16 protein-coding genes are annotated in these 18,324 nt (G+C 54.9%); 4 read left to right on the forward strand and 12 right to left on the reverse strand.

What is annotated here, in order from left to right; translation table 11 throughout:
- Positions 1-7 precede the first annotated feature (7 nt).
- The 12 genes from AC0LWN_RS21455 to AC0LWN_RS21510 all read right to left on the reverse strand — a co-directional run bounded on the left by AC0LWN_RS21455 (position 8) and on the right by AC0LWN_RS21510 (position 14,830).
- The gene (locus AC0LWN_RS21455) at positions 8-1,372 is read right to left on the reverse strand and encodes an FAD-dependent oxidoreductase (protein ID WP_474668869.1); all 1,365 of its coding nucleotides are present in this window, start codon (positions 1,370-1,372) and stop codon (positions 8-10) included.
- A gap of 360 nt (positions 1,373-1,732) precedes the next feature.
- Entirely contained in the window at positions 1,733-3,367 is a 1,635-nt protein-coding gene (locus AC0LWN_RS21460; RefSeq protein ID WP_474668871.1) for a formate--tetrahydrofolate ligase, read from the reverse strand.
- A 179-nt stretch (positions 3,368-3,546) separates the two neighbouring features.
- Complete coding sequence (locus tag AC0LWN_RS21465) at positions 3,547-4,023, reverse strand: glutathione peroxidase (protein WP_474668873.1); 477 nt, start codon at positions 4,021-4,023, stop codon at positions 3,547-3,549.
- A gap of 114 nt (positions 4,024-4,137) precedes the next feature.
- The gene (locus tag AC0LWN_RS21470) at positions 4,138-5,154 is read right to left on the reverse strand and encodes an LLM class flavin-dependent oxidoreductase (protein WP_474668875.1); all 1,017 of its coding nucleotides are present in this window, start codon (positions 5,152-5,154) and stop codon (positions 4,138-4,140) included.
- Positions 5,155-5,401: 247 nt separating this feature from the next.
- On the reverse strand, positions 5,402-6,973 hold the full coding sequence (locus AC0LWN_RS21475; protein WP_474668877.1) for an FAD-dependent oxidoreductase: 1,572 nt from the start codon (positions 6,971-6,973) through the stop codon (positions 5,402-5,404).
- 663 nt (positions 6,974-7,636) lie between these two features.
- The gene (locus AC0LWN_RS21480; protein ID WP_474668879.1) at positions 7,637-8,560 is read right to left on the reverse strand and encodes a M15 family metallopeptidase; all 924 of its coding nucleotides are present in this window, start codon (positions 8,558-8,560) and stop codon (positions 7,637-7,639) included.
- Between the two features lie 119 nt (positions 8,561-8,679).
- On the reverse strand, positions 8,680-10,362 hold the full coding sequence (locus AC0LWN_RS21485) for a DEAD/DEAH box helicase (protein ID WP_474668917.1): 1,683 nt from the start codon (positions 10,360-10,362) through the stop codon (positions 8,680-8,682).
- Positions 10,363-10,574: 212 nt separating this feature from the next.
- Complete coding sequence (locus tag AC0LWN_RS21490; RefSeq protein WP_474668881.1) at positions 10,575-12,245, reverse strand: ABC1 kinase family protein; 1,671 nt, start codon at positions 12,243-12,245, stop codon at positions 10,575-10,577.
- A complete protein-coding gene (locus AC0LWN_RS21495; protein ID WP_474668883.1) occupies positions 12,246-12,593 on the reverse strand; it encodes a phasin family protein in 348 nt (115 codons plus the stop codon).
- 98 nt (positions 12,594-12,691) lie between these two features.
- Positions 12,692-13,324, reverse strand: coding sequence for a ThuA domain-containing protein (locus AC0LWN_RS21500; RefSeq protein ID WP_474668885.1), 633 nt, complete (start codon positions 13,322-13,324; stop codon positions 12,692-12,694).
- 137 nt (positions 13,325-13,461) lie between these two features.
- Complete coding sequence (locus tag AC0LWN_RS21505; protein WP_474668887.1) at positions 13,462-14,274, reverse strand: uroporphyrinogen-III synthase; 813 nt, start codon at positions 14,272-14,274, stop codon at positions 13,462-13,464.
- 154 nt (positions 14,275-14,428) lie between these two features.
- Positions 14,429-14,830, reverse strand: a complete 402-nt coding sequence (locus AC0LWN_RS21510; RefSeq protein WP_474668889.1) for a Fur family transcriptional regulator — start codon at positions 14,828-14,830, stop codon at positions 14,429-14,431.
- 186 nt (positions 14,831-15,016) lie between these two features.
- Here AC0LWN_RS21510 and AC0LWN_RS21515 point away from each other — a divergent pair, with 186 nt between their 5' ends.
- The 4 genes from AC0LWN_RS21515 to AC0LWN_RS21530 all read left to right on the forward strand — a co-directional run bounded on the left by AC0LWN_RS21515 (position 15,017) and on the right by AC0LWN_RS21530 (position 18,191).
- Complete coding sequence (locus tag AC0LWN_RS21515; protein WP_474668891.1) at positions 15,017-16,573, forward strand: FAD-dependent oxidoreductase; 1,557 nt, start codon at positions 15,017-15,019, stop codon at positions 16,571-16,573.
- Positions 16,574-16,714: 141 nt separating this feature from the next.
- Positions 16,715-17,434, forward strand: a complete 720-nt coding sequence (locus AC0LWN_RS21520; protein WP_474668893.1) for a 3-ketoacyl-ACP reductase — start codon at positions 16,715-16,717, stop codon at positions 17,432-17,434.
- A 39-nt stretch (positions 17,435-17,473) separates the two neighbouring features.
- A complete protein-coding gene (locus tag AC0LWN_RS21525; RefSeq protein WP_474668895.1) occupies positions 17,474-17,785 on the forward strand; it encodes an antibiotic biosynthesis monooxygenase in 312 nt (103 codons plus the stop codon).
- 94 nt (positions 17,786-17,879) lie between these two features.
- On the forward strand, positions 17,880-18,191 hold the full coding sequence (locus AC0LWN_RS21530) for a hypothetical protein (RefSeq protein ID WP_474668897.1): 312 nt from the start codon (positions 17,880-17,882) through the stop codon (positions 18,189-18,191).
- Positions 18,192-18,324 lie beyond the last annotated feature (133 nt).

Consider the following 18,324-nt stretch of genomic DNA (forward strand, 5'->3'; position numbering starts at 1 on the left):
CAAAAGCTTATACAGTCACTGGTTCTTTAACCGCCACATTTTTAGGCAATGCCTGAAGTCCTGCGGTGTTCAAGAAATTCCACGGTTTGTTGTAATGAGGCTGGAAGAAGAAATCAATGAACGCCAGCTGGTCTACGGTCATTCGATTTTGAATGCATACCGACACGGTGTTGATCGATTGCGTCAGATCCATTTTGGACATGATCTGTGCGCCAAGGATACGGCGGGTGGCACGGTCGAATACCACTTTTAGCTGCACCTGCTCATGGGTAGGCATAAACTCCGGACGGTAGTTATCGGTAATCATCACGCTTTCGATATCCATACCTTCAGCCTTGGCTGCATCCTCGGTCAGTCCGGTTCCGGCAATATTATCTTCATAAATTTTAATTCCCGAGGTTCCCTGTGTACCCATGTAAGGGATCGTCTGCGATACCAGATTGCGTGCGACCAGCGTACCCATACGTACAGCATTTGTTGCCAGCGGAATGTAAGCATGCTTGCCGGTCGGATTATAATGAATGGCACAACTGTCACCGGCAGCAAAGACATCAGGGTGGCTGGTCTGCATATAATCATTGACGATAATCGCTCCGTTAGGCAGCATATCCACTTGCCCTTTCAGGAGCTCGGTATTAGGACGGAACCCGATGCAGAGGATAACCAGATCTGTCTCATGCTCGCCCTTGCTTGTGATCACCTTGGTCACTTTACCATTCTCACCAACAAAAGAGCTGACCTTCTCCCCGAGTGCCAGAGTAATTCCATGATCCTCCAGCGATTGTTGAATCGGGGTGGTGAATTCTTCATCCAGATACTTGCTCAGAATACGTTCTTCGCCATCAATCAGCGTAACCTGCTTGCCGTTCGTTTGAAAAGCTTCCACCAGTTCAACCCCGATATATCCGGCGCCGACAACGGTGATTCTGTTAACCTGCTGCGCTCTTTCAATGATGGTGTTGGAATGGTTAAAATTCTTCGAAAGAAGAATACCATCAAGCTCCATGCCTTCCAGCTTCGGAACAATCGGCCAAGAGCCGGTAGTCATGATCAGCTTGTCATAGGAGTCATCGAATTCCTGGCCTGTCGCCAGGTTGCGGGCCCGCAGGGTTTTGCGGCCGGTATCGACCTGGATAACCTCATGGCGCATGTTCGTTTTGACACCCAGCTCGGCCAGCTTTTCCGGCGAGGAATAGAACAGGCCTTGCGGGTCCTTGACTACTCCGCCTACATAAAGAGCGATACCGCACGACAGGAAAGAAATATTATCATTACGTTCATACACTGTAATCTCGGCATCAGGGTAAAGCTGGGCGGTGTTAACAATTGCTGCGGTTCCGGCGTGGGTACATCCAATGACTGCTACTTTCATGGTTTCTTCCTCCTCCAAATTGAGCGTTTCATTTATTTTTCTTTAGCTGTGATTTTTTTCACTTCATGCGATGATTATATTGTGATTAATATCACAACGCAAGCTTTTTTTGTGATTTTTCTCACAATGTTCACAAATGACTAAAATTTAAGATTATCCTGATCATCATCTGCTGCTGCTTTAGTTTTCCCCGGAGGGAGTACATTATGTCATCTTGCGGCAGGAAGGGACAGGGAATGCACCATAGAAATTAGCAAAGAACCGTTGTAAAACGAAGTTTATTTCAGATATTATGCAGAAAAAAACGCGACAACGCTGTAACGGTATCGCAGCATTGTCGCGTCTATATTTTGTGAACAGCTATTCCAGGCCGAAAATCACGCCGTCCTCGTCAACATGCAGCCCTTCCGCAGCCGGCTTGGCTGGAAGACCCGGCATAGTGACCATATTTCCGGTGATCACCACAGCAAAGCCTGCTCCAAGGGACAGCGTAATATCTCTCACGCCCATCGTGAAGCCTTCCGGCGCTCCAAGCAGCCTTGGCTGATCAGAGAAGGAGTACGGTGTTTTGGCCATGCAGACCTGCAGCTTCTGGAGGCCGAGCTTCTCAATGGAATTCAGGCTGCGCTTTGCCGCAGGGGAGAAAACCACATCAGCGCCACGGTAGATTTCGGTGACGATTTTTTTGATTTTGGCCGGGATATCCAGGTTATCCTCATACAAGGGAGCATACTCTGAGCGTTCTGTCTGCTCCAGCAGCTTTTTCAGCTCCTCAGCCACTTCAAGCCCTCCGGCACTGCCTTCGGCCCATACCTTGGAGATAGCCGCAGGCACGCCCAAGCGGCGGCAGGCATCCAGCACATCGTTAATCTCGCCCGGTGTATCACCTTCGAAATGATTGACCGCAACCAGCACAGGCACGCCGAATTTGCCCAAGTTCTCAATATGGCGCTCCATGTTGGAAATGCCGGAAAGCAGCGCTGCCCGGTTTTCGGCATGCAGCTCTTCCTTGCGGACACCGCCGTTGTATTTCAGCGATTTCACCGTTACCACCAAGACTGCCGCTGCGGGGGTGAGTCCAGCCTGGCGGCACTTGATATCCATGAACTTCTCAGCGCCGAGATCCGCGCCGAAGCCCGCCTCAGTTACCACCACATCGCCAAGCTTCAGTGCGTAGCGGGTTCCGATCACACTGCTGCAGCCATGGGCAATATTGGCAAACGGTCCGCCATGCACAATCACTGGTGTTCCTTCGAGCGTCTGCACCAGATTCGGCTTCACCGCTTCCTTCAGCAGCGCGGTCATCGCTTCCACCGCCCCGATATCCTTGGCCGTTACCGGCGCACCCAACTGGTCATAACCGATCAGCATGCGGCTGAGGCGTCTTTTCAGATCGGCCAGATTGTCGCACAGGCACAGCACCGCCATAATTTCCGAAGCTGTCGTAATCTGAAAACCGCTCTCCCGCACCGTTCCGTTGCCATCGCCAAGCCCGGTCACAATATTCCGCAGGCTGCGGTCATTCATATCCATTACCCGCTTCCAGACAATACGCTGCGGATCAAGCCCCAGAGCGTTGCCCTGGAAGATGTGGTTGTCGATCATGGCCGACAGCAGATTATGCGCGGAAGTCACCGCATGAATATCCCCTGTAAAATGAAGATTGATCTCGTCCGCCGGAACGATCTGCGCCTTGCCCCCGCCGGTTGCTCCGCCCTTCATGCCTAGACATGGCCCGAGCGAAGGCTCGCGGAGTGCAGCGACTGTCTTGACTCCTGCCGCATTCATCGCCTGGGACAGCCCGATTGTCGTTAGTGTCTTGCCTTCGCCTGCCGGAGTGGGATTGACCGCGGTAACAAGCACCAGCTTGCCATCCGGCTTATGCTTAAGCTCATCCCAAAGGGATGGCGACAGCTTGCTTTTGTATTTGCCGTACAGCTCCAGATGCTCCTCACTAATACCTGCTGCCGATGCCACCTCTGTAATTAACCTCATGCCGTTATAAAACCCTCCTGCCGTTATTATCCTGCTTCCTTCTGCACTTTATGCTATTCACCAAGTTTTACATTCCTCTTCAAAGGATACAGCGTCTTGGAAAAGCGTCAAGGATAATTTTCATAAAAACACCTCCTGAAGCGCAGCTTCAGCATGTGCCGCGTTTCAGGAGGTGTATTTTACAACAGGGCTTCGATCTGTTCCTTCATACTTTCCGGTGATTCCTTCGGCTCTACGCGGGCAACCACATTACCGCTGCGGTCCACAAGAAACTTCGTGAAGTTCCACTGAATATCACTGCTCTCGCCCGTACCCGGCTGCTGGTTCTTCAAATATTGAAAGAGAGGACTTGCGTCCGGTCCATTCACATCTACTTTGGCGAAAATAGGAAACTTAACGCCGTAGTTAATCTGGCAAAATTCCTCCGCTTCCTCACTGGTCCCCGGCTCCTGACCGGCGAACTGGTTGCAGGGAAAGCCAAGCACCACAAGCCCCTGATCTCCATACTGCTCATAGAGCTTCTGCAAATCTCCATACTGCGGTGTAAGCCCGCATTTGCTGGCCGTGTTGGCGATCAGCAGCACCTTGCCCTCGTAATCCTTGAACGGCAGTTCTTTACCCGAAGGGGCAACTCCTGAAAAGCTATAGATGGACATCCTGAATCCTTCCTTTCGTCAGCGGATTGATTGTGGCTGTGTGAAGTATATTCCTTCCTTCATCTTACCTCATCCCCGGCGAAATAGAAAATTCAGGTATCGTGCTTACAAAAGCTAACCGCCAGCCGCCCTTCGGGTCAATCCGCAGGCTTCGGCAATCAGCCGGAGGGATTTCAGCTTATCCTCAAAGCTATGCATAACAGTGGCGAACATAATCTCGTCACACTGGTACTTTTCCGTGAGCGCCATAAACTGCCGGTGAACCTCCTCCGGCGAGCCGAGCACCATACGGCGGCGGTTGTCCTCGATACGGAACCGGTCATATGGCGTATAGTTGTAGTTCAGCGCGGCTTCAATCGAAGGCGTTCCGGTCGAGACATGGCCTTTCTCCAGCAGAACCAGTGAAAGATCCATACTGGAAGCCAGCCGGCTGGCTTCTTCCGCAGTCTCGGCGCAGGCGGCAAACACGGCAACCAGTGAGCGGGGAGCCGCAGCGGCGGGAGAAGGGCGGAAGCTGCTCCTGTAGGACTGCACCGCTGCCCGGCCTCCACTGTTAATAAACTCGGCAAAAGCGAAGCTCGTGCCAAGCCTCGCAGAGAGGGCGGCACTGTCCCCGCTTGAGCCAAGCAGCCAGATTTCCGGCGCTGATCTTACGGAAGGAGTGGCTTCAAGACCGGCAAAACGGTGGGAAGAATCTGCTGCGCCCTGCAAATAGGTGATGACATCCCGGATTTGCAGCTCATAGAGATCCGCACCGCCTGTCCGGTTCTCCTGAAGCGCCTTTGCGGCAAGCGCCCCGCCTCCCGGTGCTCTGCCCAGCCCAAGATCAATACGGCCGGGGTATAAGGCTTCAAGCAGACGGAAGTTCTCTGCTACCTTGTAGGCGCTGTAATGCGGAAGAAGTACGGCTCCCGAGCCAATGCGGATGGTGGAGGTCACTGCAGCCAGATGAGCCATCAGCACCTCCGGGCTTGATCCGGCCAGTCCGCGCGCGCCATGATGCTCCGATACCCAGAACCGGTGATAGCCCAGCCTCTCCGCTTCCCTGGCCAGGCTTGCCGTCTGGGCTAGAGCCTCGGCCGGTGTGCTGCCCTCGGAGACCGGCGACTGATCCAGAATACTCAATTTCATAAGCAAGCCACTCCAATGATGAGATTTTGATTGCTGCATCCATATCGTTCCTCCATTATATCACCGTACAGCAGTTATTCTGCATCTGCACCGGCTTAAGAGGGGCCTGGATGTGGCTTGGAGTGGCTTAGAAGTGGCTTAAAAACTGCTTGGGATCTGCTTGGAGTGGCTTGGGAGTAACTTCAGAACAGCTTGGATGTTGGCCTGGAAGCGGCTTAAAGCGGCTTAGCACTGGCCTCCGCTTCGCTTAGACGGCTCCGATAGATGGCCATTCTAGCTCGAAGCCGTTATTGCGAAGCCGGGTTTGGAAGCTCTTCAATTGCTCCGGTGAATTGCGCACCTCACGGGGCTTAATCTTGTTATCCAGGCAGTAGGCAGCCAGCATGCCGGCAGCTTCCCCGATGTTCCATTCCACGGGATGAAGCCGGTAGCAGCCGTTGGTGATATGCGTTGTACCTATATTTTTAGCGGCTGGAATCAAGTTATTTACCCGAACCGGTATAAGCGCACCGAGCGGAATCTGAAAAGGCAGTGAAGGAATATCTATGAAGGTCCGCAGCGCCGTGCTGGGATGCAGATCAATCCGGTAGCTGCCGATGCCTATCGTATCTGTGTACTTCTCGGCTTTGCCGTCCGGGTGATCGACAGGGCTGAGATGCTGCTCCAGAATGGTGAATTCCGCGCGAATCCGGCGGCTTTCACGAATATACGGAGCCTGCGCAAGACCGTCCGGCGCCCCCGTAACATCGGGCCGCGGGCGCAGTCCGGGATAGCCGGTACCTCCATCCTTGCGGGGCGCCTCCGTCTGCATCCAGTACAGCAGAGAGAGGCTGAGCTGCTTCGCGCTCTCCAGGTGACGCCGTCTTTCTTCGGGAGAGACATCAATGATCGGCCCAAGCCAGTAGTCATTTTGCGGCCAGTTAACCACACTGATATCCTCCTTGTAGGTTCCCGGCTGAAAGTTACTCCGGTCCGCCAGCCTGCGGTAAGTAAACAGGGGGTTCGCCCCTTCGCCCGGCAGAAGCACATAAGTAACAGGCGTAAGCGTTGACGGTGAAGTCACGGTCCAGCTAAGCTGCTTGGCAGGCCAGAAGTCTGCCTGATAGTTCTTCCAGAACTCATATTCCTTCGGTTTGTTAATCGTGAAATTTTCACCTTCTGTATAATCCACCGCCAGACAATGAGTAAATGCCTGCATATCCTGTGGATTAGCTGGCCCGGCAAGTGCGTGTCTTTCTCCGGTCTCAGAGGCTGATTCCGCACCGGTCACATATTCCACGCCAGCCAGCGGGAGCACATCTCCTCCTTCCGTCGCATCCAGGAAATAGCCGCCGGTCAGAACCAGATGATCCCCGTTCCGCCCGCATACAGTCACAGAAATGACATCGTCTCCGTCTGTCTCCGCATGTACAGGCTTATATCCATTCCAGATCTGCAGCCGTCCGCTGTGCACATAGGGAGCCAGCATATCCTTCAGTACAGCCAGCGCGGTGCGCGGCTCATGAGACAGCCTGCTGACCCAGGCGTTGCCGGGGTTAAGGGCGGCACGGGCACGGGCCTGCTCCGTCAGCGGAAAGAGCCTACGGTAATAGTCGCGTACCGAATTGCGGAATGTCCGGTAACTGGCCGTACACCCAAACTGCTCAATCCAACGGTTCTCATCAGGCGGAACCACCTGACTGGTCAACTGTCCGCCAATCCAATCATAGGCCTCAGTCATTACAACTGATTTGCCTGATCTCGCCGCCCCCAGTGCAGCCGCACAGCCGCCTGTTCCACCGCCGATAATAATTACATCCGCATGAATATGCTTGTTCATCTCAGTTCTCCTCCATCACTAAGCAGAATTATATCTGTACACTTATAAGTAATTTAAATTGATGGTTTTACAACCTGGTAGATCGTCAGACTCTAAATGTTGGAGTTCAAACGATACTCCGCCGAACGGATTAGGGCGTGGAGATTACGCTGCAGGCTTACCAGGGCCCCGCGAACAGAATCATCTCCTGATCGGAAGAGTCTGCCCGCTTGTAACGGACCGAGCAGCTCTTATTTCTGCTGGAATTCATTTTTCCGCAAGTTAACGGACTCCAGAGCCTTTATACGCGGACATTCACCCCAAATATACCTGCCGAAGAGGCGATAAGCGCTTCCTGGTCCGTTAGCTCGGATAAATGTATCCCTTTCGGGAAAATAAGGGCTTTACGGTCCGTTAAGGAACAGGAGGATGGCTATCGACGAATCCCTCTCTCCCTGAACCACAAAGGCTCCGTCCTAAGCCACAGATTTAGAACTGATGCTGATCTAGTTAGATCGCTGAACTGGCTATAAGCCGGAACAGTTCTCCCGTCGGCTTCAACAACGGCATTTCTGTTATTGCCGGGCAATTTCGTCCCTCGGACGGTTCAAACCAAAGACAAAAAAAGCACTGCACCCGCCTGATAACGGGTTGCAGTGCTTTTCACTTGGAGACCTGATTAGTTTACTTAGACACCGGTATAGCATCAGAATAGTACTCTTCGAGTGTAATTCCTTTTTCGGTGATCGCAGCGGCAATATCCTTGCCTACATAACGGACATGCCAAGGCTCGTACATATATCCGGTGATATCCTGTTTGCCTTCGGGATAACGGATAATGAAGCCGTACTCCGCCGCATGCGCAGCGAGCCAGTTCGCTTCCTCTGTCCCGGCGAAGCAGCTCTCGGCAGCGCATTTGCCGTCAGTGCCGGAAAGGTCGATGGCAAGTCCGGTTTGATGCTCGCTGTGTCCTGGAACGGCGCTGTAGGTGCGGGCCTTTTCTTCGCCGTCTTTAGCCACATAATTGTTGAATAATCTGGTCTGGGTGGCTTCGGAACGGTACCCGGAAACTCCGGCCAGATGAACGCCGTCCTCCTTCGCCCCTGCGAACATTTCCTCCAGGGCCTTGGCGGCAACGCGGCGCAGCATCCGCTTCTCGATTTTCTCGGAGAAGATGAACCGCACATCGGGATAGACCAGATCCGACGGCTTATAGTTGTCAGGCAGCCCATATTGCTTGTTGACCATAACTGCTACGTTGTCAGGTTCTACGGTATAATCGACCTCATTATTTCCCGGGCTAGATGTGTCCGATGGTTTATCTGTAGCTGCGGGAGAAGGTTCAGTATTTGCGGCGTTGTCCTGCGAACCCGGATTCTCCGGAGATGGCTCACCGCTGTTGTTCAAACTAGAATCATCTGGATTGTTAACCGCCCCATCTGTAGACTCCCCTGCCGGGCTGGGCTGAGCCTGAGCATCGTTGCCTTCGCTGGCTGCTGCCCCATTCTCCTGCGAAGCCGAGGGCGAGGGTGCAGTATATTTACCAATCCCCCAGCCGACAGCAATCACGACGATGAGCAGGATCACAATTTTGGCGCTCTTAGACATATGCTGTTGCTTCCTCCTAAAAAATGTACTCCATCCTTCTGTTCTCTATATCTATTAGACAGGCCATAGGGCCAAAATGTTTCACTTTATCAAGACAAAGTTGGAAAAGCCCGGCTCCTTTATCTGGATGAGCCGCGGCCTCCACGCGATCCGCCAGAACCACGGCCGCCACGCGGCGATGCTTTGCCTCCGCCGCTGCGCCCGCCGAAGCCGGAACCGCCTTTGCCGCCCTTGGAGCCGCCGCGTGAGCCGCCGCCTTTGGGAGCTGACGCGCCCCAGCCGCCAGCCTCTTTGCTGCGGCCCGCGTTCGCTCTGTTCTTGGGGCCGGCTTGATCCCCAAATCTGCCGCCCGAGCCTGCTCCTTTGTAGGCTCCGTAGCTGAAGACCCCGGCCTCCGCGCCCTTGGCGCCGTCTCTTGGCGCAGCCGCGTTGTAGCCGCTGCGCTTACCGCCGCCGCCCGCATCGGCGCGGCTGCGGCCCTCTGCAGGCGCGCCCCAGCCGCCTGCTTCCTTGCTGCGGCCGCGTCCGCCCGGCCGCGCTCCGGCTTCGGCGCGCGGAGCTCCGCCGCTGCGCCCCTGGCTGCGGCCGCCGCGTCCGGCACGCGCCGCTTCAGGCGCGGCGTGCTGACGTCCGCCGCGCGGCGAACCGCCGCCTTGCACAGAGATGAATTCGCCTACGCCGAATTCATCCTTCTCGTAGCGGCGGCGGTCCAGCCGCTGGGAAATACCGTGCTCGATCAGGTCGAGCCCGGCGCGGTCCCGCGGCGAGGCAAACGTGATCGCCAGGCCTTTGCCTCCGGCGCGGCCCGTGCGGCCGATCCGGTGGATATAGCTGTCCACATCCAGCGGCAGATCATAGTTGAAGACGTGGGTGATACCTTCCACGTCCAGACCACGGGCGGCAACGTCCGTGGCTACGAGCAGTTGCAGCTTCGCGTCGCGGAACCGCTTCATGACCGCTTCGCGTTTGGCCTGGGACAAATCGCCGTGCAGCTCGTCGGATTCATAACCTGCGGCCTGCAGCGCTTCATTCAGCTTCGAGACGCGGCGCTTCGTCCGGCAGAAAATAATCGCCAAATACGGCCGGTCCCGCTCGATCAGCCCAATCAGCGCTTCTTCCTTGTTGCGGTCTGAGCATTCCACGACCTGCTGGCGGATATTGTCCAGCGGGATCGGCGAGCCGCTCTTGATTACGATATCCAGCGGTTCTTTCATATAGTTGCTGGCCAGACGTTTGATCGGGTCAGGCATCGTTGCCGAGAACAGCATTGTCTGCCGGCGGTAAGGCACAGCCGTAATAATCGCTTCCACGTCCTCCAGGAAGCCCATATGCAGCATTTGGTCGGCTTCATCCAGAACAAGCATTTTGACGCCGCTAAGATCCAGCGTTCCCCGGCGCATATGATCCAGCAGTCTGCCCGGCGTGCCGATGATAAGATGTCTGCCGCCTTCCAGCTTGCGGAGCTGCTTTTCCACATCCTGCCCGCCGTATACCGCCAGGATCTTTACTCCGGTATGCCGCGCCAGCTTGCGCGCTTCCTCGGTAATCTGCAGCGCCAGCTCCCGTGTCGGAGCCATAATCAGCGCCTGGGGATATGCCTGCTCCACGCGGATCTTGTCCAAAATCGGCAGCAGGAAGGCCAGTGTCTTCCCCGTTCCCGTCTTGGCTCTCGCAATAACGTCCAGTCCCTGCACCAGCGGCGGAATCGCTTCCGCCTGCACCGGCGTCGGTTTCGCAATTCCCTGTCCTTGAAGCAGACCGTTCAAACTTTCCGAAACTCCTAATTCCTTAAAACCCGGCAATGTCTCCACCTCACTATTTTCTTTAATTTTGCTCAATTCCCATGACTTATAGGCATTCACTTTTTTGTATTTAAACAAAAGCGGAAGAACCCCGTCACCGGAGCCCTTCCGTCCCACATGCGCCCTTTATCGCCTAATCCTTTATATTGTACTTGATTCAGCGGCATTTGTGTGCATCCGCCGAAGAAAATTTATTCCCCGGTGAACATCGGCTAGAATCTGCCCGATTTAAAAATCGAGAACAGCAGCCACAGAATCATCAGGAGCGCAATCAAAGAGCCTATCTCAACAATTGGAAAATCCCACAGCATCGAAGGCTCGCCGCGCAGAGAGGAGGCAATGATCAGCCCCGCCATAATAATGCTGAAGGCGAGCAGCACAATACTGAAGGACAGGCGGTTGCCGATCCGGCTGAGCTTCTGCTCGATACTCTTAAGCTCGGGGAGCCCGATCTCCACCTTCAGCTTGCCCTTGCTGATCAGTGAGGACAACTGCCTGGCCTGAGCGGGAAGCTCCACCAGACTTTCGGCAAGATCGGCCACGCCGCCGAGGATTTTACGCTGCAGGCGGCTTCCGCTGAAGCGCTGCCTCGCCAGCCTTCGGCCAAAAGGCTCAGCCATCTGCACAATGCTGAAGTTCGGATCAAGGTTGCTGACAACGCCCTCCAGCGTCAGCATCGTTTTGCCCAGCATAGCCAAATCCGGCGGAATGACCAGCCTGTGCCTGCGGGCGATGGCGAACAAATCGTTCAGCGCCTTGCCGATGCTGATCTGATTGAACGGAATATCATAATAGGCCTCGCGCAGCCGGTCCACATCATCATGCAGCGCCATCCGGTCGGCTTCCTCAGGGGTGACACCCAGCCGCAGAATGGCCCGCACCATCGAATCGGTGTTCTTGCGCATCAGGGCAATAACAAGCGCGGACAGGCTGTCCTTCATCTCTTCGCTGAGCCGGCCCACCATACCGAAATCAATCAGTGCCAGCTTGCCGTTCTCAAGCAGCATAACGTTGCCGGGGTGGGGATCGGCGTGAAAGAACCCGTGAATAAAAATCTGATTCAGCATCATCTCCACGAGCTGCTGGGCCACAGCCTTAAGCTTCACGCCCTTTTCCAGCAGCTCCTCGCGGCGGTTCAGCGTAATTCCCTCCACGTATTCCATCGTCAGAACGCGTGTGGAGCTGAAATCCCAATAGATAGCCGGGATATATACTTTATCATGTTCGGAGAGCTGTCCGGTAATACGCTCCGCATTGCGCCCTTCCTGGCCGTAATCCAGCTCAGCCAGCAGCGCACGGGAGAATTCCTCCACCATCCGCGTCAGCTCGTATTGCTTCGCCCAGGCCATTCTTCTTTCGGCCAGAGCGCTTAAATCCTGAAGAATCTCCAAATCCCGTGTCATGGTTCTCATAACGCCGGGACGCTGTATTTTGACCGCCACATGTTGTCCGCCATGCAGCACGGCCCGGTGGACCTGACCGATGGAAGCAGCGGCTAGCGGTGTATTCTCAAAGTCACTGAAGATTTCATCAATAGGCTGATCAAGCTCCTGCTCCAGGATATTCCGCGCGGTCTCCGCCGAGAACGGAGGCACGCTGTCCTGCAGCTTAACCAGCTCCTGAATAATAGAATCGGGGAGCAGATCGGAGCGGGTGCTGGCCAGTTGGCCCAGCTTTACAAAGGTTGGCCCCAAGTCCTCCAGCACCCGGCGAATCCGCTCCCCAAGCGTAAGACTTTCGTGAACCTCCTGGGTGATGATCCGGCGCGGAAGCGACAGAAGATGATAGAGGCCGAGTTCCTCCACCATATAGCCGAAGCCATGACGCATGAGCGCCATGGCAATAGACCGGTACCGTCCGGCATGTCTTATGCGTACTGCCATTTATTCCGTACGCGTTTCCGGCAATGTCTCTTCCACGGGAGGAGTGCCCTCCAGTTCAGCTACACGGCGCTCCAAAACGGCAATCCGTGCTTCCAGCTCGGCTACATCACTTTGAACAGGAACCTTAAGCTCCTTCAGCACACGCTGAACCTGCTCTTGTACAACGGATTTGAACGCCCCGCGTTCTTCCTCCCCGCGCTCCACCAGCCGGTCAACAAGCGCTTTCGACTCCGAAGGAGCAAGCTCGCCTTTCTTAACTAACTCTTCTACTACCTTCTCTACCTTTTCCTTGCTGACAATGGTGAGGCCCACTCCTAAAGAGATCGCTTTTTTGAACAAATCGCTCATAGCACTTTCCTCCCAAAGATTCCAGTTATGGATAAAGTATAACCCCTGACGGCAATTTCTCAAAGCTGCATCTTCAAACGGCGGTTCATTTAAAAAGATTATCTAGGAATCCGTGCGGCCCAGGTGGCCGCCCCGAGAATCAGCTTGCGGATCGCAGGATGCATAAAGGATGGCTCATGATGGCCTGGCATCAGAACAACCACCCGGCCAAGCCCGTAGCTGTGGCACCAGGCTGCCGGCAGCATTTCACCGTCTGATTCATACTGGAGCAGAATCGTCTTCTCCGTAAAAGGATCAAAATCAAAGCGGTACGGCTCCTCATCCAGCTCGAAATCCTCAAGGCCTTCCGTAATATCATGCTCCAGAACCTTGAAGCTCAGCGGAGCGTAAGGCGGATGCCCGGTAAAGCGGCCGCCGATCAGTTGGGCCAGCTCATACCGTTTGGCGAGCGAAATGCCGGTATGCAGCACAATCAGGCCGCCGCCGCCGCTCACATAGCTCAGCAGCCCTGCGGTCTGCTGGGGAGACACGGTTTCATTCCACAATTCGTTATATGCAATGCACAGATCATAGCCGGCCAAGTGCTCGCTCAGCAGCAGCTTTTTATTTTCCGAGCACTGAACAGTCAGCAGATCGTTCAGAATTTCACTAATTTGTTTGTCCACGCCCTGCAGCGGATGGAAGCGGGGGTGGGTATAATCACCCAAAAGCAGACATTTTCTCTTGTCCATCGGGTTCCTCCTCCTTCTTTCTGTATCTATGTTTGTGTATTGTTGCCTATTATTCTAAGTAGAAAGGCTGAGAATGTCCACTCCCGGCAATATAATTGTCCGTTCCCAGGAGAAAATCAGTCACAGCAGATTGGATATCAGCGGTGCGCAGCCACGTACCGTCCAAGCTCCACGAACATGCTCCCCATCCGTTCGTGCTCCGGCATAACAATCCGCGTAACCCCTTCCTCCTTCAGGGATTCCGAGGTGATTCGGCCTACCGAGACGGCCAGCACCCTGTCTTCAAAAGCCAACACGAGTTCCTTCAGCTTGCCTTGCTCCCGGGCATACTGCGCCAGGAACCGGAATTGCGGCGCACTTGTAAAGGCTACGGCATCAACCTTGCCTTCCGTAATCTCAGCGAACAGCCGGGCCAGCGCTCCAGGCTCCGGCGGTGTATGGCGGTATGGCTGCACCTCACGGACGGATGCACCGGCTTCTTCCAGCCAGGCGACCAGACGCGGTGCGGGATCGCCATGCAGCTGCAGCACAACCGACTTGCCGCGCAGATCCCAATCCTTAAGCCCGCGGATCAGCCCCGAGGTACTGCCGTCATCATCGCGCACCTCAGGCTGCAGTCCCCGCTTCTTGAGCGCATTAACCGTCTTATAGCCGCGTGCAGCGATTGGCGAGCCGGAGAGGACCTCCAGAAAACGCTCCTCCAGATTCATTTGGGCGGCCATAGCAAACAGCGCATCCAGCCCCATCCCTGTTGTCACAATAGCCAGATCGGGCGGATGTGAAGTCCATGCGGCAAGTCCTTCCCGCAGCGCTTCATCATCCAGAAACACCGTGCCCTGGGCCGGACGGTGCAGCGCCGTACCTCCCATATTCTGCACCAGCTTCGCCATTTCCTCTGCTTTGCGCGGGCCCGCAAGGGCCACGGTAATTCCCTGCAATTGCTCTGCCATGTCCTTTTCTCCCCTTCTTCAGCCCAGACATTATTGTTAATCAGTATACTTGCAATGGGCGGAAAAAGGAAAGGCAAAAAGACCGTTTTATGAAAACGGCCTTTTCCAATATGTCTATTTATTTTCCGGGTCTATGGTCACACTATGCCTTCTGCTAGCGCTGGTTGCCGCTCTTGCTTTTGCAGGCCGGGCATATCCCTCCGAACACTACATGCGCATGGGAGATAGAATACCCGGTCTCCTCGGCCACCTTATTCATCCATTCCTTCGGCACCTCGGTCATCACCTCATCCACCGCGCCGCACACCTCGCAAAGGATATGCTGATGGTCGTCCAGACGGGCGTCATATCTGCTGGCTGCCTCACCCAGCTTCAGCTCACGGATCAACTGTTTGTCTGAAAGATAACGCAGCGAATTGTATACCGTCCCATAGGCCAGATTGTGCCCCTGCTCTACCAGCCGGTTCATGACCTCCGCAGCGGTGGGATGATCATGAGAATTCCGGAGGATATCATACACAGCCTGACGCTGAGAGGTCAAATTCAGGGTTTTCATCTTTATCATCCTTTTATTTATTTTTAGATCAAGTATAAATCCTGATGGCGATAGCGTCAATCAAGTGCTCTATGTCACCGTCACCTCATCTGAGGCAATTGCACCGTAGCTTGGCGCCGGGTTTCTTTTGCCGGAACTATGGAAATAAATAAAGGGGAATCTGGCAGCGATGGAGGAAAAAATAAAATGGATAACACACATTTGCACTCACAAAGCCTTCCGCAATTCCCGAAATCCTTATGGAGAGACAGCGTAGAGCTGCCTTCTTTTCCGCGGCTTGAGGCGAACCACGTTACGGATGTCGCGATTGTCGGGGGCGGAATTACCGGGATTACTACGGCGTATCTTCTGGCCCAGGCAGGGTATAAGGTGACGCTGCTGGAGGCGGGCGTACTGTTCGCAGGCACTACCGGATTTACCACGGCCAAAATTTCCGCCCAGCACGGGATGGTCTATCAGGATTTGCTTAAGGATTTCGGCGAGGAGAACGCCCGGCTCTATTTTCAGTCAAATAGTGAAGCACTGGAATGGATCATCGCCACTGCAGAAGAATTGAAGCTGTCCTGCGGCCTCGTGCGTGAAGCAGCTTATCTCTATGCCGATTCAGGTGATGAGAAGACGCTGAAGCAGCTTGAAGCTGAATTCGCGGCTTATCAGAAGCTCGGCCTTCCAGGTGAGTGGCTGGACAATCTCACCTTGCCGCTAAAGGCGGGCGGTGTTATTAAAATGCCGAACCAAGCCCGGTTTCATCCGCTCCAGTACCTCAAAGGCCTGCTGAAAGTCATACTGGATAAGGGCGGCGTTATTTACGAGCATACGATGATCGGTGAGACCGTGGATATGAACGGCGGCCTTCTCACTCTCTATACCGAAAACGAACAGTATAAAATCAATTGCCGCCATGCCGTGTCGGCTTCCCATTTCCCTTTTTATGACGGAGGTGCCCTGTATTTCACGCGCCTGTATGCGGAACGCTCCTACGTTCTAGCGATTGAGCCAAAAACCGGGTTCGAGGGTGGAATGTATTTGAGCGCCGGAGATACCACCCGTTCCCTGCGGGCAGTGGAATGGAACGGCCAGAAGCTAGTCCTTGTCGGCGGAGACAACCATAAGACAGGTCAAGGCATCTGCACCTTCGGCCATTACGAGAGACTGGAACAGTTCGCCGAGGAACTACTGGGCATCCAAAACATACCTTACCGCTGGTCCACGCAGGATCTTACCACCTTGGACCATGTGCCCTATATAGGCAAGGCGTCCGAAAATAAGGAAATCTATATCGCCACCGGCTTCAAAAAATGGGGAATGACCACAGGAACGATGGCCGCGCACATCATTGCGGATGGTATACAGTGTAAACATAATCCTTTTAGCGCGTTGTACGATCCCTCTCGCTTCAAGCCCCAGCCGACGATCAAAAATTTCATTATTCAGAACGCCAATGTCGCCAAGGAGCTGGTAGCCGGCAAGATTGAAATTATGCACAAAAAGGCCCGCGATCTTGGAAGGGACGAAGGTGCAGCTGTCTTCTATGACGGCAAGCGCGCCGGTGCGTACCGCGACCCCGAAGGCAAGCTGCATCTGGTCGATTCAACCTGTACCCATCTGGGCTGCGAATGCGAGTGGAATGAAGCGGAACGCTCCTGGGATTGCCCTTGCCACGGCTCCCGCTACTCTATTGATGGCGACGTGCTGGAAGGCCCGGCCACGGTGTCTCTGACAAAGCTGGAAGTAATCGAATAAACAGCATCCAGCGGGCCATACGCTGCCCTCTCGCACCGGCATCACTGTCCCGGCGTGATTGTCCGCTCCCGCTCAGGTATAATGGGTACTGAATTGCTACTCATTAAATAAGCATTTTTAAAGGGAGCGTGACGTCAGATTATGGAATTAAAAGGTAAAATCGTTGTGATTACGGGTGCCGGCAAAGGCATCGGCAAGGCTCTGGCCATTGCACTGGCCAAAGAAGGCGCGAATCTGGGCCTGATCTCAAGAACGGCATCCGATCTGGAGGCACTCCAATCGGTGCTAACTAACGAGTACGGCGTGAAAGTCAGCATCGCTGCGGCGGACATTGCTGTGCGTGAGGAAGCGGAGCGCGCGGTGCTCTCCCTTCAGAATGACCTCGGTGCTTTCGATGCGCTGATCAATAATGCCGGAATCGCCAAATTCGGCACTCTTGTGGAGATGGACCCGGCGGATTGGGAGCGCCATATGCAGATCAACCTGTTCGGCAGCTATTATGTTACCCGCGCGGCCCTGCCTGCAATGATCGAGCAGAACAGCGGCAATATTATCAATATCTCCTCAACAGCGGGAGAAAGAGGTTTTGCCACCGGCTCGGCCTACTGCGCCTCCAAGTTCGCCCTGATGGGCATGACCGAAGCGCTCGCACAGGAGGTGCGCAAGCACAACATCCGCGTGGTTGCGCTCACGCCAAGCACCGTCAACACCGGCCTAGCGGAGAATGCCGGACTGAAGATCGGCGATGAGGACCGCATGATGCAGCCTGAGGACGTAGCTGAGCTGGCTCTGGCCGCTTTGAAGCTGCCGGACCGCGTCTTCGTTAAGACTGCCGGGATCTGGACCACCAATCCCCAATAACGCAAACCCATCACTGAACACAATGAGGGAGGGCTACAAATGCTGGTAGTTACGAACACCATTAAGGTCAGGGAAGGCCACGGTACAGCCCTGGCCCAGCGTTTTGGCGCAGCGGGCGGCGTACAGGCCATGCCAGGCTTCGTCCGTATGGAGGTATGGCATGGTGCAGCCAAAGAAGGCGCAGAAGAATTGAAGATCTGCACCGTCTGGGAGGACGAGGAAGCCTTCAAGGGCTGGACCTCCAGCCCCGCCTTCCGCGAATCCCACCGCGGAGCAGGCAGCAACGAGCATATTCTCGGAGCTTCGCTGGACAAATACGAGCTGCTGATCAGCCGCACGCCCGGGGAGTAGCCGCCAGACTGGGGCAGGAATCTGGGTGGGATGCGGGAACCAGGGCGGGACGCAGGGGTTAGGGTGAGACACGAGGACCGGGGCGGGACGCGAAATGTGGGAGGGGGTCACCGGGTTTACCGGGGTTGTGGAACAACGGCACTTCTGCCGTCGTTTCGCCACTTCCCGCCTGGTACGCTCCAACAGCGGCATTTCCGCCGTTGTTCCAACCAGAACCCGCCTGCGGTGCCCTAACAACGGCATTTCTGCCGTTGTTCCAACCAGAACATGCCTGCGGCTCCCTAACAACGGCATTTCTGCCGTTGTTTTGCCCAGAACCCGCATGCGACCCTCTAACAACGGCATTTTTGCCGTTGTTTCGCCCAGAACCCGCCTGCGGTGCTCCAACAACAGCATTTCCGGCTAGGCCCCCTAATTCCGGAGTCTGCCCTATCAAAACTTAAGTTCTTGTAGGATTGCTCTTTCTTTCAAAGTGTAAGGTGAAAAAGACTGCGGTCCTCTAGCTTCATGACCCACTGAGAAAAGATCAGCGGGGGCTT

It is taken from the genome of Paenibacillus sp. sgz302115, assembly GCF_056120445.1.

Excerpts from the sequence above, each read along its gene's own strand:
- AC0LWN_RS21455 (WP_474668869.1), bottom strand. The coding sequence starts at position 1,372 with ATGAAAGTAGCAGTCATTGGATGTACCCACGCCGGAACCGCAGCAATT.
- AC0LWN_RS21460 (WP_474668871.1), bottom strand. The coding sequence starts at position 3,367 with ATGAGGTTAATTACAGAGGTGGCATCGGCAGCAGGTATTAGTGAGGAG.
- AC0LWN_RS21465 (WP_474668873.1), bottom strand. The coding sequence starts at position 4,023 with ATGTCCATCTATAGCTTTTCAGGAGTTGCCCCTTCGGGTAAAGAACTG.
- AC0LWN_RS21470 (WP_474668875.1), bottom strand. The coding sequence starts at position 5,154 with ATGAAATTGAGTATTCTGGATCAGTCGCCGGTCTCCGAGGGCAGCACA.
- AC0LWN_RS21475 (WP_474668877.1), bottom strand. The coding sequence starts at position 6,973 with ATGAACAAGCATATTCATGCGGATGTAATTATTATCGGCGGTGGAACA.
- AC0LWN_RS21480 (WP_474668879.1), bottom strand. The coding sequence starts at position 8,560 with ATGTCTAAGAGCGCCAAAATTGTGATCCTGCTCATCGTCGTGATTGCT.
- AC0LWN_RS21490 (WP_474668881.1), bottom strand. The coding sequence starts at position 12,245 with ATGGCAGTACGCATAAGACATGCCGGACGGTACCGGTCTATTGCCATG.
- AC0LWN_RS21495 (WP_474668883.1), bottom strand. The coding sequence starts at position 12,593 with ATGAGCGATTTGTTCAAAAAAGCGATCTCTTTAGGAGTGGGCCTCACC.
- AC0LWN_RS21500 (WP_474668885.1), bottom strand. The coding sequence starts at position 13,324 with ATGGACAAGAGAAAATGTCTGCTTTTGGGTGATTATACCCACCCCCGC.
- AC0LWN_RS21505 (WP_474668887.1), bottom strand. The coding sequence starts at position 14,274 with ATGGCAGAGCAATTGCAGGGAATTACCGTGGCCCTTGCGGGCCCGCGC.
- AC0LWN_RS21510 (WP_474668889.1), bottom strand. The coding sequence starts at position 14,830 with ATGAAAACCCTGAATTTGACCTCTCAGCGTCAGGCTGTGTATGATATC.
- AC0LWN_RS21515 (WP_474668891.1), top strand. The coding sequence starts at position 15,017 with ATGGATAACACACATTTGCACTCACAAAGCCTTCCGCAATTCCCGAAA.
- AC0LWN_RS21520 (WP_474668893.1), top strand. The coding sequence starts at position 16,715 with ATGGAATTAAAAGGTAAAATCGTTGTGATTACGGGTGCCGGCAAAGGC.
- AC0LWN_RS21525 (WP_474668895.1), top strand. The coding sequence starts at position 17,474 with ATGCTGGTAGTTACGAACACCATTAAGGTCAGGGAAGGCCACGGTACA.
- AC0LWN_RS21530 (WP_474668897.1), top strand. The coding sequence starts at position 17,880 with ATGTGGGAGGGGGTCACCGGGTTTACCGGGGTTGTGGAACAACGGCAC.